The following is a 14,789-nucleotide window of genomic DNA, read 5'->3' on the forward strand; positions in this document are numbered from 1 at the left end:
CCTATTCCTGTGCAGCCGCAGAAGAGGTGTTAGGGGTGCCGAAAGAAACCTTAACCTGCGCACCCGATGGCAGCCGGTTTTGACCTGCCGAGACGACAACATCACCCACGTTCACACCGCCCTCCACGAGCACGTCATCCCCCAGACGACGTCCAAGCGTTACCGGCACAGTCTCCACTTCACCCACACCGTCAGGATTTACGTCCCGCACCACAACAACCGTGTCGCCAAAGGCCGATGTCTGGATAGCGGTTAACGGCAACACAACAGCATCCAGTTCAGGAGGGAGCTCAAGACGGGCAGACGCATACATCCCTGGACGCAGACTATGATCCTGATTGGCCAGTTCAGCCTGCACCAGAATATTCCGTGTTTCGCTATTCACTTTCGGCTCAATACTGCTCACCTTGGCGGTAAACAGCCGATCAGGGGCTGCATCAACTGCCACCTGCACCAAAGCGCCAACACTTAACTCAGACAGCGCCTGCTGGGGTAACATGAAATTGATATAGAGAGAGTCAAGTTGCGTCAATGTTGCGACAACATCCCCCGGATTGAGATACTGCCCTAGGTCAATGCGGCGAATGCCAAGCTGGCCAGTAAAAGGAGCCCGAATGCGCTTTTGAATAATACGCGCCTCTAACTGACGGACTCCCGCCATGGCCTGATTAGCCTCAGCCTGACGCTGCTCCAACAATTCCTGCGACTCGGCACCCACTGGAACCAATTCCCGCGCGCGTTCCAGTTGCAATTGAGCAAATTCAGCTCTGGCAGAGGCCGCCAGTAAGTCGGCCTGTTCAGGTGCATCAAAAAGCTGCAGCAACAACGCCCCCTGATTGACCATCTGGCCGGCCTCAAAATGAATTGCTGTTACTCTTCCCGCCGTATCCGGTGACAACAACACTTCATGGACAGCCTGCAATTCGCCCAATGCCTGCAATTCATTGCTAACCGTACGTCCTACTATTTTGGTTGCCGTCACGGGAATGGGCTGCCCGGCATACGGCCCCTGAGAATCAACGCGGGCAATGCGCCAGACATAAAGCGCACTAAACACCGCGACCAAGACAATCAGACTCACAACCAGAGGCTTTGCCCGAAAACCTGCAGGCGACTTCATAGCTCACCTCCTGCACAGCTTGTCCGTTTGGTATCAGAGAGAAAATACCTGCCAGCCAAATCACAGATACCGCATAAAATCATGGAAAAACGTCCTTACAGAGCATTGATAAGTTGCCGTGACTTGGGACGACACCCCACGACAACCGACTTATGGACGCTAGACTACCTCGATTGCTCAACCACCGTATTGCGAAATCTGGCCACAATACTATCCAGTACGGCCAATATGCGCTTGAGCATCAACGTGCCATGTTTTGATGTAAGAACCGATGACAATATCCATATAACGCACAGACTGTCTGACCATATTAATTGGCAATAAGGGAATTCGAAGCTACTGGAAGAACGACCTGAAGAAAGTGGAAGCGCCCGCCTCACAGCCCATTTTTGTATAGCCCTACGTGGAATCATTACCGAAAAGCGGGGGGAGTTGAGCCTTTACAACCCGATGATTCACAAAAGATGATCACCCTCAATCAACAACCTGCTAGAAGCCAATCCATGTAGCCCTTCCCACCAGCCTAGTGCGCTGGCAATTTTTACTGGATTTAGGGAATCAGTGTCTTGCGAATAGCTGGCCGGTAAAAATCGTCAACCGCATTGGTAAAGGTTGTCGCGTGAACAAACCTAGTCGGTACGGCACAAACCAACGTTACATCCTGTAATTGGAAGGCATTCAGCTTGAAGCTGCCGCAGTATTCAAAAGAGAGCGTGTCCTTTCGGGCACAACTCTCTGTCTGATTCTGCGCCTAACGGCCAGATAAAGAATCTAATAATTCTGGAAGAAAAAGCGAGATGCTGGGCACGTAAGTGATCAAGAGCAGGAAGCACAGCATCAACAACAGCCAAGGGCCACAGGCGCGTATTACCCAGCCCAAAGGCTTGCCCGTAATGCCTGACGCAACAAAGAGGTTTAGGCCGACGGGCGGTGTCAGCATACCCAACTCCATATTCACCACCATGATAATACCCAGGTGAATCGGATCTATGCCTAACTCCATAGCAATAGGAAATAGGATCGGCGCCATGATTAATAGAATAGCCGACGGCTCCATAAAATTCCCTGCCATTAGCAGCAGAATATTGACGACAATCAGAAACCCCCACGCTGGCAAACCCCACTCGACGATAACTTGAGTGAGTTCATGAGGAATACGTTCAGTTGTTAACACATGGGCGAATAGCATCGCATTAGCTATAACAAACAGCAGCATGACACTCACTTTTGAAGCATCTTTCGTGACCTTCGCTATATCTGGATGCCACACAGATTTCACAATCGCGACAGGAAATAATGCGATATTGCGGACGGCAGCCGCTCCAAGACTTTCTTCCGCCATTCTCCAAGGCGTAGTTTTCAGCGGGCCTATATCACGATAGCCCCATACCGCCACCAGAAATCCGTATACTGCGGCAACTGCTGCGGCTTCTGTTGGGCTCGCAACTCCACCGTAAATTGAACCCAGTACAATAAAGAGTAATAGCATCCCACCAGCCGCTTTTGAGGCTGATATCGACAACTGTTTGAAACCGGGAAATGGCAAGGCAGGAAGGTTTTTGCGGCGAGCAACAATATATATTGCAATCATTAGGAGCAAGCCCATCATGATGCCAGGAATAACACCCGCCATAAACATGCGCGCAGCTGAGACTTCGGTAGCCGTGGCGTAAACAAGCATCACAATCGACGGCGGTATTAATATGCCCAAGGTTCCCGCCGTACTCACCGCACCGGTTGCAAACGACATGGGGTAACCATTTTTCACCATCCCCACAATGACGATTGAACCAATAGCGGCAACCGTTGCGGGTGACGAACCAGACACCGCCGCAAACATCATACAGGCCAATACTGATGCCATTGCTAAACCGCCGCGTACATGGCCAACTGAATCGGTTGCAAAATTAATCAGCCGTTGTGCCACGCCACCGGTAGACAAAAAAGACGATGACAAAATAAAAAACGGTATAGCTAATAAAGTGTAGTGTTCTGAGGTCGCCTCAAAAAACTTCAATGACACCGATGCGAGCGAATCGCCAGAGAAAAATAGGATAATAATTGTGGAGGATAGACCCAGCGCGATAGCGACGGGAACCTCAATTAATATGCAAAATAGTAATAGGGAAAAGAGTACGAGAGCTGTCATTTTAAAGCCCCTTGTTATTATTGAGTTCAGGATTTACTAGTTCAGATAATTCAGAATTGTGAAATTGATTAACTTCACCGTACCTAATAACTCGCCAAAACATGCCTATTAAGCGTATTCCTATAAGGCCAAATCCAATTACTAGGACGCTCATCACTATCCATTTTTCGATAGCAACATCTTCCATTTCAATGCCGATCATCCGCATTTTACTTAAGTAAATCCATGACCCGTAAATAAGCAAACCGACATAAACCAAAGAAAGCGTAATCGCGAGACAAGTAAAAACGACGCGTAATTTATGGGGTAGGATTTTGACAAATGCATCAACGGAAATATGTACTTTTTCGCGAAGGCCCCAGGATGCGCCTAAGAGTACAAACCACGCGTTAAGTAATAGCGTTATCTCTTGGGACCAATGCAAGCCTGTGTTGAAGCCAAAGCGCAATATCACTTCGACAAAGACTAATAGGGTTACAGTTACTAGCAGCAAGCCAATAAGTGCTTCCTCTAGCTTATGAAATACGGAGAGCTTCATGTTGTTTCCTCTACTACACTTATCTATTGTTTTTAAAATCAGTGATGTAGGGACTAATAGCAAAGCATATGCCAGCTGAAAATTTTATCACAACCTACTGATAAATAAGGGATAATTTAAAAACAAGGGAGCGGAGGGAACAGATTTTGTGTCAAGTTCACCCCGCTAGTTAAGCGTAACGGGGTGAAAACCATACGTAACTTACAATGAACTAGCGGCGGCTAATTTACTGCGTTCTTAAACTCCTGTTTATCCAAACTAAATTTAATCATTTTGTCGTAGAGCGTTTTTCTACCGATGCCTAATGCCTCTTGTACCTCTTTCAGTCGGCCATTGTGCTGCTCTAAAGCATTGCGCACTACCTGCTCTTCAAACTTTTCTAATTGCTCGCTCAGGGTAAGCTCGCGACTGGAAACCGATAGCGCATTATCAGGAAAGGCTTTCTGTTCGCCTAGGAGCACAAAGCATTCCGCAACATTACGCAACTCACGCACATTTCCGGGCCACTTATGTTGCGCTAATGCCTGCAGATGACGGGCCGTCACAGGTGGCTTCTCCATGCCAAATTTCTCTACTGCCATTAATAAAAAGTGTTCAAATAAAAGTGGAATATCGGAAAGGCGTTCTCGCAACGACGGTATACTGATTTCGATCACATTCAAGCGGTAATAAAGATCCAGCCTAAACTCGTTTCTCGCGGCCTTTTCTTTCAAGTCTTCTTTAGTTGCCGCAACAATTCTAACATCTATATTAAAACCATCATTACTACCAAGCCGTTCGACGTAACGCTCTTCTAGTACACGGAGTATTTTAATTTGTAATGCCATTGGCATACTTTCAATTTCATCTAAAAATAAAGTGCCACCGTTGGCGTACTCAAATTTCCCAGCCTTGCGCTTTTTTGCATCGGTAAATGCGCCCGCTTCATGACCAAATAACTCGCTTTCAATCATATTTTCGGGTATCGCGCCACAATTAATGGCCACGAAGGGCTTGTTGTGACGATTGCTATGGTTGTGCAGGAATCGCGCGACCATTTCTTTCCCGCTTCCGGTTTCGCCAAAGACCAAAATATCAGCAGGAGCATCTTTGACGCGCAATAATGTTGTGCGTAGGTCGCGAATACTTGGATGATTTCCTAGGATTCGTCGGCCCGGAATAGATTGCCCGGTTAGCTCTAGTCTTAATTGGCGGTTATCCAATGCCAGTTGTCGTTTTTCCAGTGCACGAGCTAGACTTTCTAGTAAGGCCTCCGGGGAAAAGGGCTTTTCCAAAAAGTCATACGCACCGCAACGCATAGCCTCCACGGCAACACTTACATCAGCATGTCCAGTCAAAAGTACTACCGGTATGTCAGCATCTATTGCCTTTATTCGCTGCAAGAACTCTATACCGTTAATTCCCGGCATATTGTAATCTGTGATAATTACACCCGGAAAACTCGGGTCTATATGAGGTAAGGCGTGCTCTGCAGAGGCGAAATCATTTACGCGATACCCTTCTATTTCAATCGTTTGGCATAGCGCTTTTCGAACATTTTCTTCGTCATCTACGAAAATTATCTCAATATCTCTATTCATTTAAGCTGTCCACTGTATGCGGAAAATTCCAATCTAAATACCGTTCCACCGTGAATATTATTTTTCGCGTAAATTTTACCTTTAAATAACTCCACAATTCTTTTTGAAAGTGAAAGACCCACACCTAAGCCCTGAGGTTTAGTAGTGAAAAATGGAGTGAAAATATTTTCCTTGTTTTGGCTGTCAATACCGGGACCATTATCTGCCACCTCCAGTACAACTAAATCAGCATGGATAAAAATAGAAATATCTATTTTTGGATGTGGCGTTTTATCCAACGCCTGAGCTGCGTTAGCTATTAAATTTACAACTACCTGCTGCATCTGAGTTGAATTGCAATAAAAAATGGCATCTATATTATCTTCCCAGTGTTTGTTCAAGACCACTTTTTGAAATGATAGACGCGGCTGCATGATAACTAACGAGCCTTCAACGATGTCTGCCATATTCACCAAACTCAATGTATTCTCTTTTCGAGAAAATACTTTAAATTGAGCAATTATCTCGCCCATTGTGTCTGAAATTTTGCTGATTTCAGAAAGATTTCTCTCGGCGGAGTCAATCTGATGTCGCTGTAAAAATCGAATGCCATTTTCAGAATAGGCCTTAATTGCCAAGATAGGTTGATTAAGCTCATGATTTAAACCAACAGATAACTCGCCAAGCAATGCAAGCTTTTCTGCTTGAATAAGCTCGTCTTGAGTGTGTTCTAACTCCAATTTTGCACTTCGATAATGGTCAACGTTGGCCTGTAACTCATTATTAGTTTTTCGCAAATCAGCCGTCAAAATTCCTACAGTGTTTAACAGTCGACTTTTTTCATCGGCTAAGTACCGCTCATGTGACTTGTAATTTCTATAGAAAAGAACGCTCAACGCTATCAGCCAAAATAGTGAACTCGACAACACTAAGCTATAAAACAAATCAGTAAGCAATAAGCGCTGCGGACTTAGAGTATATACATCCCACTTACTTTCCTGAATATACTCCTCTGCATGGAGATATTTATTGCAATATTTCCCACTTCCAATACAAAAAAACTCATCTGAATCGACGGACTTAATGTCTTTCAAAATTACGCCTGGATTGAGCTTTCCGTATTGCCTGCTTTTGTTTATTTTTAATACCTTTTCTTCCGACAAACTACTTATCGCCTGATACATCCAATCCCTTTTAGTTGAAAAAAAGATAATTCCGTTTTCATCTACAATCATATAGTCAAGATCTGGATAGCTAGTTAAGCGGTCTATAAATTTTAAATTAATCTTTATAACAATTACGCCAATAATCCGATCACTGCTATATATGGGCGCAGAATAGTAATAGCCCAACTTACGTGACGCCGTACCAAGTGCATGGTAGCGCCCCTCATTACCGAGTAATGCGGATTTATAGTAGGGGCGAAAATCATAGTTTTTGCCAATAAAACTTTCGGGGTTGTCATAATTACTTGAGGCAACCGTTGTTCCGTCTGTTTGTAAGATATAGATGACATCAGTACTAAGCTGCTCATTAAGTTGTTTAAGCAGCCGATTTGTTCTTTCGGTGACGACTTCATTCGGTAAATACAAAACACGTTTAATGTCGGGGGTTTTCGCAAGGATTTTTGGCAATGATTGAAACCTTGCCAGATGTGCCTCAAGACTCGACGCAACTTGGGATGCCTCTAAGCCCAGCGCAATCAGACTACTATTCTTATCTGACTTAAATTTATAGCTTCCCCATATAAATGAGAGAACAATCCATAGGAGTAACATCCAAATATTATTGAAGCTAAAAAGCGGCCATCTCTTCGAACTGGCCATCTGCTGATCGTTTTGGGTGGCGATAGTCATTTTTTCCATGACAAATGTTTCAGAACTGACCCATTTTATAATTCTCTATTTGTAACGCGGGATTCGTAATACCAGCAATGACGGGCGATGGCTTGAGTATAGCGCAGATTGGCATACTTAGTGCAAATTCCAATTCGCTGATAATAAATTCGCTGAACCTTTATCAGCTTTTTCTAAATAAATGTTGATCCATTTTTAAATAATCAATAATTCAGGAGATCGAACATGAAGATTAAAACACTTCTTGCAGCTGTATTGCTGGCAGCCCCCATTCTAAGTTGGTCCGCACCCATTACGATAAAGTTCTCTCATGTCGTCGCCGAAAATACGCCAAAAGGTCAAATGGCCCTGAAATTCAAGGAGCTTGTAGAAGAGCGCCTTCCAGGGCAAGTACATGTAGACGTATATCCAAATGCGCAATTATTTGGCGACGATACCGTTTTACAAGCCATGATTCTTGGTGATGTGCAAATGGCCGCACCCTCACTCTCTAAGTTGCAAAAGTATACCGATAAACTGCAGATATTTGATTTACCGTTTTTGTTTAAAGATCTAGCTGCAGCAGAACGTTTTCAAAAAAGTGATGTAGGCCAGAAATTGCTAATGTCTATGCGCAACAAAGGGCTCATTGGACTTGGTTATCTTCACAATGGAATGAAGCAGCTCACTGCAAATGACCCCGTTATCATTCCGTCCGACGCCAAAGGTAAAAAGTTTCGCATTATGACGTCTGACGTGTTGCAGGCTCAGTTTGAGGCCGTCAACGCCATGCCCTTGAAAAAACCATTTGCTGAGGTTTTTACTTTGCTACAAACAAAGGCCATCGACGGACAGGAAAATACCTGGTCGAACATTTACTCTAAAAAGTTCTATGAAGTTCAGCCGTATATTACTGAAACCAATCATGGCTTATTAGATTACCTCGTAGTTACCTCCGTTGAATTTTGGCTTGAAATCCCGGAAGAAAATCGTGGCGTAATCAAAAAATCATTAGATGAAGCCATAGAATACGGCAACGAAAAAGCGCTGGCTTTTGATTTACGGGACAGAAAACTAATTGCTGATTCCGGAGTTTCGACGATATATACGCTTACAGACTCTCAGAGAGAAGAGTGGGTTAACGCGATGAGGCCTGTCTGGAATAAGTTTAGCAACAAAATTGGCTCTGATCTCATTAATGCTGCAGTTCAATCAAACGAAGAATGATTTAAAAAAATAAGGTGATAATAATGAAAACAGTACTTTCTAAATCAGCCCTAGTTGTAAGTATTCTGGCAGCAGCCGGTCAAGCCTTTGCCCAAAGTGAACCAGATTTGGACTTATATGCCTCCTTTCGTATTGGTATTGATAGTGTGGATGCTGGCACCAGCGACGATGGCGCAAACGGACGAGATTACCTGAGTAGAATTGGCGTGAAAGGCAGTATGGACCTGGGAGACGGATTAACTGGCCTTGCGCAACTTGAGTATGGTTTACGCTCTGATAACTTGGTGGATGTTGAACAAAATGAAGGGCCTACCATGCGCTTAATGATGGTTGGTCTAAAAGGCGACTGGGGTACCGTGTACTACGGATCTCAAACATTGGTGTGGCATAAGTTCGTTCGCGGCTCCTATTTTTCCGACGGCTATGATTCTGTCCGCCAAGGCACCATCCGTGATGATGACTTGCTACAATATTACTATCAGGCTGGCGACTTCACGTTGGGCCTCGGGGTTCAAATGGAGGGGCAAGACGGTGATTCATTCGATCAATTTCAAATTGGTGGTGAATACAAAGCCGGCCCAGTTACACTGCAAGCAGCCTATCTAAAAGATAATCGTGGTGACAATACCGGCGGACTACTGGGTTTAAGGGCGTGGTGGAAAGTCACTGATAGTTTTACCTTGTCGGCGTATTCACATAGAGCAGATGAAGATTTTGACCTGTATGGCACTAGTACTGGAAATGTTCGCCTACGTGAAGCGGAAATTGAAGGTAATAAAAATGGTATAAACTCATGCATAACGGAGGAAAGCAGCAGCAACGGAATTTATGGGCAATATGTTTTCGGAAAAAATAAGATCCATGCTAGATATGCTATAGATACATGTGATATTTCTGGCGATGTTGACTCTGTCAAATTGGAATATGTCAGAAGCTTAGGGAAAAATTATTCAGTATGGCTTTCTTATGAAGATCTAAAAAATGATATTGGTCGAAAACCCACCACTAGCTCAGGCGACGATATGTCTGAGTTACAACTGGGTGTTCGCGCAGATTTTTAAATTGTAGTTAATCCTCACAAAAGCTGATCTTATCTAAGATAAGATCAGCTGAGATCACTGACGGTTAAATTCAGCACCAATCATATATCACTTTAAACATGATCCTCAGCACCTGAGCATCCATCGTTTTAACTACAAGCGCCTGACTTAGCTTCAGCCTACCGCCAGATCATCCACTATATGATGAATGAGCCTTAACTTTTCTTTAACCGTGTCAGAAATTACGAACGGATAGCTATCAGGCATACCCATGCTTCTGCTTAAACCGTTTAACACAAACGTGAGCGAATACCACATTTCAAATAATTTATCGAAGTCCTGACGATGACGCATACTCGCTTTAAGGTGTCGATGCCGACCTTTTGTAGAGGGTGACTTCATACTCAAATCATAAGACGCTGCGGTATCTAAGGTATCAAGCATGTGCAGATAATGTGCCCATGACTCTGCCCAATCTTCCCAGGGATGCATCGTGGCATACGCGCTAATATATGAGTTAGTCCAATTTGCTGGCGCACCATCAGCGTAATGCTTGGCGATAGCATCTTGATAGCTTACCCGCTCATCACCAAACACGTCGCGCGCCTTGGGCAACCATTTTTCCGAAGGTAAAACAAGCAGCTCCCAATAGTAATGCCCGCACTCATGACGCAAATGTCCTAAAATCGTTCGGTAAGCTTCACCCAACTTCTCTCGCGTATTTTCTCGAAAAGTAGCATTAGCCTCAGCCATATTTAAAGTAATGACGCCCGACGCATGCCCCGTAAAAACGGGTTTGTCTTCAGTAGATTCTTCAAATCTAAACGCCAACCCGAGCTCGGGGTTTTCAACTCTAGACTGAACGGGCAACCCCAAACCAATCAAGGTATACAACAAACGTCTTTTTGCTGCCTCTACTTTTACCCATTGAGTTCGACGTGTTTCATCCTGCATAGGAGGCAATATTTCAGTTAACCGACAAGAAACGCAGAACTCATGAGATTCCGTTGTAGGAATCAGCCAATTACAAGCGTTATATTTTATCGAATTTGTACATAAACGGTATTGAGAACCTTTTGGGTCACTGACGTCAATGTAGGTATCGGGGGAATCCTTTGTGGGCTTAAGGGTGAGAATATCTCCCTCTTCAATTGAGAAACCCAATAAATAGCCACAGCGAATGCAATGATTATTTTCAAAAAAAAGGAGTTGCGCGCAATGATCACACTTGAAGGTCTGCATACTGATTACTCAAATAGTTGTAGTTAGTAATTCCGGCTTCGCTATGCAACATCTTCTGTGCCATATGCGTTCTGGTATTTGGCCTAACTGCCGCCTGATATCATCAAGCGGACGATCAGTATCAATTACATGTTCGTGAGAGAACAGCTCTGACAAACAAGGCCTGCCACTTGAACACAGGCCTCGAATCACGCTTTAAGCTTTATCCAGAGCCTGCGATACATCAGCGATAATATCGTCGATATGCTCAATACCCACCGAAATACGCACTAGGTCGGCGCTCACACCAGCTTTCTTAAGCTCTTCTTCATTCAACTGACGGTGTGTAGTAGAAGCAGGATGACATGCCAGAGATTTGGCATCGCCAATATTGACCAAGCGCAAAATCATATCGAGCGAATCAATAAACTTGGCGCAGGCATCAACACCCCCGGTGATACCAAAGCTCAAAATACCGGAGGCTTTGCCCTTGGTAATTTTTTGGCAGCTTGCATAATACGGACTATTAGGTAAGGCAGCGTAGTTTACCCACTCTACTTTCGGGTGTTGCTGTAAATACTCGGCAAGGCGTTGAGCGTTTTCACAATGACGATCCATGCGCAAACCTAACGTCTCTAAGCCTTGTAAAATTTGAAACGAATTCATCGGAGAAATAGCAGAGCCAGTGTTACGCAATGGCACCACTCGGCAACGGCCAATATAGGCGGCAGCACCTAAGGCTTCGGTGTATACCACCCCGTGGTATGAAGGGTCTGGCTCATTAAGAATCGGAAAACGTTTTTTATTGGCAACCCAATCAAACTTGCCAGAATCGACAATAATACCGCCAATCGATGTCCCGTGGCCGCCAATATATTTAGTCAGTGAATGCACCACAATATCGGCACCAAGCTCAAACGGCCGACACAAATAAGGCGTGGCCACCGTGTTATCTACAATTAAAGGCACACCTTGTTTGTGCGCAATCTCAGCCAAACGCACAATATCTACAATATTACCGGCTGGGTTACCAATAGATTCGCAAAATATCGCCTTGGTATTTTCGTCAATCGCGTTTTCAAAACCCGCAAAATCATCATGCGACACCATACGCACGTCCACACCTTGACGCGGCAGCGAGTGCGCAAACAGATTATACGTACCCCCATACAACTGGCTAGTACTGACAATATTGTCTCCCACCTGGGTAATACACTGAATCGCATAGGTAATTGCGGCCATACCAGATGCCACCGCCAGCGCCGCAATACCGCCTTCCATCGCAGCCACACGCTTTTCTAACACATCGGTGGTTGGGTTCATAATGCGGGTATAGATATTGCCCGGCACAGCTAAATTAAACAGATCTGCACCATGCTGAGTATCATCGAAGGTATACGACGTGGTTTGGTAAATAGGTACAGCTGCAGCTTTGGTGGTCGCTTCGGACTCATAGCCTTCGTGTAGCGCAATAGATTCGAGTTTCATAATATGTCTCGTTTAGATTTATGGTGGTTATATTACTAAATAACAGCCTTCTAGTTGGCTTGCGTAACTAAAGTATTAGTCAACAGGATGCATTGTAAACGTATAACAACAATCATAAAAACGTTAAACCAAAGATAACCAGATATGCGCCTTTACACACCACGAACATCAATGTCATCAACGTCTTTCGCTACAGTGGGTAATTCTCTTTTTTCAAACCGAACGTTCTGTGACGCCTCAGTTCCTTTTCATTAAAGCTGGCGGCAACTAACTAAGATCCAGTTGTGTCGCGCTTTTTCACAATACTCGTCGAAGCCGGCAAACCCACCTGTATTATCAAAGAGGAGCACGAAGGTATTCTCTCCCAGTGAATATCTCCATGTCGGAATACGTTATTTTCTCAATATCGATAATTAGGCCATCTCGGCCAAACCCCTATAATAGGATCGTGTTATCGCGTCCAGTGGAGGCCGTTTTTGGGCCGGAACGATTTTTGATAGCCTTGTTAGCTCAATGTATTGAAAAGAGCAGTTACCCCAACGATGAACATTTGCATGCCGATAACAGCAAGAATTAACCCCATCAATCGAGTGACTATACTAAGACCACTTTTACCAATAACTGACAAAATATTTGAACTAAAAATAAAGCAAATAAAAGTTATAAGGCATAAAACTGCAAAAACGGATACGGTAGTTAGTATTCCCATCATCCCACCGGATGCAGAGTAATTCATTGCCGTTGCAATGGTGCCAGGGCCTGCAAGAAGGGGAACGGCTAAAGGTGATACTGCTAAATCAGATTCATCGTCACTCTCAGCAGAATGCAGCTTGGAGCCATGCCCATTTAGCATGTGATACCCCACAATAAATACTAAAATACCGCCAGTTATCCTTAATGCATCAATGGTGATGCCAAATAAGTGAAAAATAGCTTTTCCGAGAAACGAAAAAGATACAATTACAATAAACGTAATAAAAAGTGCCTTAGCCGCAATTTTTTTCTGTTCTGCTTTGCTTTTTTCACCGACCAAACCAGCGAACGCAGCTGTATTAGCAATAGGGTTCATAATTGCAAAAAATCCCATAAAAACTGTAATCAGTTGCGTATACAAATCACTCATATTCTTACTGTACCTATTGTTGCGCTAACGCTCGCATTTGGGGCGCCGAAGCGACAGCGGAGGCGAGAGTTCCCCCCATAAAGTGGAGGCCATTCGTTTTCAATATTATGCAGCCGTTCTTTCATATTGATTCGGTGATTTGACTGACATCTTCTAGATCAACCTGCCGCGCTAATTTACGCTTATAGGAAATTAATTCGGCTTTCTCCATTACTCTAAGCAGCCGGCCATACAGCGAGAGTTTTTTGTACCTTTCAAAATCCAGCTGTTTTTGATGCCATGTTCCTGAGATGGCATCGAATATTCTACATTCCTTGTCGCTACCTATTTCCACCTTTTGCCCCTCGTATTCGAACTGCACATAAGTGAGGTCCCATTTCTCACCAACATGATGGGCTGGGCCAAATGTAATGTAATCCGCACCCATTGACGAAACCTGTGAGATGTAGGAATCGGGGATATAAAGATCAATATCAGCTAACTTCCTTTTAGAACCGTATGCTTGTGCCGCAAGCCCACCACATACTAGATATGGGATTTCATATAGATCAAGATAATCAATTATCCAATCTAGCGCAGGAATTCTTTCCATCAGACTCTCAGCGTGGATTTCGTATAACAGCTAAATAGACTTCGATACGACGTGATTAAACACGTCACGTACGTATATCCCCAATTAAGATATGCGACATCATATCCTTTATCCCTTTGTTTATAATCATCTTTCCCTGACTCCTTACACCTTAGTCTTCGACAAACGCCTCAAATTGACCGACCTCCATTGCACTCCTCATTCACTTGAATAGTGCTGTATAAAAAACAGTACAAGAAGCGTACTACGTCGTCACCCTTTATTGATTCCATTCGAAGGCATTTGCGTGCGCGCAATTACAGTAAGCGTACCGAGCGAGCTTACGTGTATTAGATTCTGCACTTTATTCGATTTCATCAAAAAGTACACCCTTCAACATTGGCTGATGATTCTGTGGCGCAGTTTTTGGAATACCTAGTCGTTGAGCGCAATGTAACGCCGTCTACACTGATAATTGCATTTAATGCCTTGATGTATTTGTTTAAGCAGGTGTTAGGACGAGAGGGGATTCAAATACCGGATTATTCCCGTGCGCGCAAAGCTAAAAAGCTGCCTGTAGTTTTGTCGCGGACTGAGGTGAGACAATTTGTGCGCCATGCAGGGTGGCTATTTGATTTGCGCCCAGCTTAGGTATGGCTCGGGATTACGACTAATGGAGGTCTGTCAGCTTCGTGTAAATGATATTAATTTTGACAAGCTGGCGATTATTGTTCGCGGGGCTAAGGGGTATAAACAACGTGTTACCACCTCAGCAGAGCATTGCGTGCCTGCACTTCGTCGACAGATTGAATTGGCTAGGGCCTTTCTTACCGAGTGGCAGTGTTGCCGTCTGGGATGGCCGCTCCGACGTTCTGTTTGGCGCGCGCCCGTTCTATAGCCATAGTGGGGAGATCTCCC

At 44.4% G+C, this 14,789-nt stretch carries 13 protein-coding genes; 4 read left to right on the forward strand and 9 right to left on the reverse strand.

The window, feature by feature from the left end; genetic code table 11:
• Position 1 precedes the first annotated feature (1 nt).
• From O9X78_RS00695 to O9X78_RS00715, 5 genes are all read right to left on the reverse strand, one after another.
• Complete coding sequence (locus tag O9X78_RS00695) at positions 2 to 1,120, reverse strand: efflux RND transporter periplasmic adaptor subunit (RefSeq protein ID WP_269617643.1); 1,119 nt, start codon at positions 1,118 to 1,120, stop codon at positions 2 to 4.
• 751 nt (positions 1,121 to 1,871) lie between these two features.
• Positions 1,872 to 3,269: a TRAP transporter large permease gene (locus O9X78_RS00700; protein WP_269617645.1), complete on the reverse strand. Its 1,398-nt coding sequence runs from the start codon at positions 3,267 to 3,269 to the stop codon at positions 1,872 to 1,874.
• A 1-nt stretch (position 3,270) separates the two neighbouring features.
• Positions 3,271 to 3,807 (reverse strand): TRAP transporter small permease, encoded by a 537-nt coding sequence (locus O9X78_RS00705; RefSeq protein ID WP_269617646.1) that lies wholly within the window; start codon positions 3,805 to 3,807, stop codon positions 3,271 to 3,273.
• Between the two features lie 221 nt (positions 3,808 to 4,028).
• Positions 4,029 to 5,387, reverse strand: coding sequence for a sigma-54-dependent transcriptional regulator (locus O9X78_RS00710; protein ID WP_269617649.1), 1,359 nt, complete (start codon positions 5,385 to 5,387; stop codon positions 4,029 to 4,031).
• Positions 5,384 to 7,231 (reverse strand): sensor histidine kinase, encoded by a 1,848-nt coding sequence (locus tag O9X78_RS00715; RefSeq protein ID WP_269617651.1) that lies wholly within the window; start codon positions 7,229 to 7,231, stop codon positions 5,384 to 5,386. The genes O9X78_RS00710 and O9X78_RS00715 overlap by 4 nt, the downstream gene beginning before the upstream one ends.
• 216 nt (positions 7,232 to 7,447) lie before the next feature.
• On the opposite strand from O9X78_RS00715, the gene O9X78_RS00720 reads away from it, so the two are divergent.
• Positions 7,448 to 8,428: a TRAP transporter substrate-binding protein gene (locus tag O9X78_RS00720; protein WP_269617653.1), complete on the forward strand. Its 981-nt coding sequence runs from the start codon at positions 7,448 to 7,450 to the stop codon at positions 8,426 to 8,428.
• A gap of 23 nt (positions 8,429 to 8,451) precedes the next feature.
• Entirely contained in the window at positions 8,452 to 9,489 is a 1,038-nt protein-coding gene (locus O9X78_RS00725; protein ID WP_269617654.1) for a porin, read from the forward strand.
• 153 nt (positions 9,490 to 9,642) lie between these two features.
• Here the strand turns inward: O9X78_RS00725 and O9X78_RS00730 are convergent, their stop codons facing one another.
• From O9X78_RS00730 to O9X78_RS00745, 4 genes are all read right to left on the reverse strand, one after another.
• Positions 9,643 to 10,710 carry a zinc-binding metallopeptidase family protein gene (locus O9X78_RS00730; protein ID WP_269617655.1) on the reverse strand — a complete coding sequence of 356 codons (1,068 nt, stop codon included), beginning with the start codon at positions 10,708 to 10,710 and terminating at the stop codon, positions 9,643 to 9,645.
• 195 nt (positions 10,711 to 10,905) lie between these two features.
• On the reverse strand, positions 10,906 to 12,177 hold the full coding sequence (locus tag O9X78_RS00735) for an O-acetylhomoserine aminocarboxypropyltransferase/cysteine synthase family protein (RefSeq protein ID WP_269617657.1): 1,272 nt from the start codon (positions 12,175 to 12,177) through the stop codon (positions 10,906 to 10,908).
• 505 nt (positions 12,178 to 12,682) lie between these two features.
• Positions 12,683 to 13,300, reverse strand: a complete 618-nt coding sequence (locus tag O9X78_RS00740) for a MarC family protein (protein ID WP_269617658.1) — start codon at positions 13,298 to 13,300, stop codon at positions 12,683 to 12,685.
• A 121-nt stretch (positions 13,301 to 13,421) separates the two neighbouring features.
• A complete protein-coding gene (locus O9X78_RS00745) occupies positions 13,422 to 13,892 on the reverse strand; it encodes a hypothetical protein (RefSeq protein ID WP_269617659.1) in 471 nt (156 codons plus the stop codon).
• A gap of 345 nt (positions 13,893 to 14,237) precedes the next feature.
• On the opposite strand from O9X78_RS00745, the gene O9X78_RS00750 reads away from it, so the two are divergent.
• Both O9X78_RS00750 and O9X78_RS20885 read left to right on the forward strand, forming a co-directional pair.
• A complete protein-coding gene (locus O9X78_RS00750) occupies positions 14,238 to 14,522 on the forward strand; it encodes a phage integrase N-terminal SAM-like domain-containing protein (RefSeq protein ID WP_269617927.1) in 285 nt (94 codons plus the stop codon).
• Between the two features lie 22 nt (positions 14,523 to 14,544).
• The gene (locus tag O9X78_RS20885; RefSeq protein ID WP_350339228.1) at positions 14,545 to 14,769 is read left to right on the forward strand and encodes a site-specific integrase; all 225 of its coding nucleotides are present in this window, start codon (positions 14,545 to 14,547) and stop codon (positions 14,767 to 14,769) included.
• The last annotated feature ends 20 nt before the right edge of the window (positions 14,770 to 14,789 follow it).

The organism is Zhongshania aquatica, assembly GCF_027257955.1.
Lineage (GTDB): Bacteria > Pseudomonadota > Gammaproteobacteria > Pseudomonadales > Spongiibacteraceae > Spongiibacter > Spongiibacter aquatica.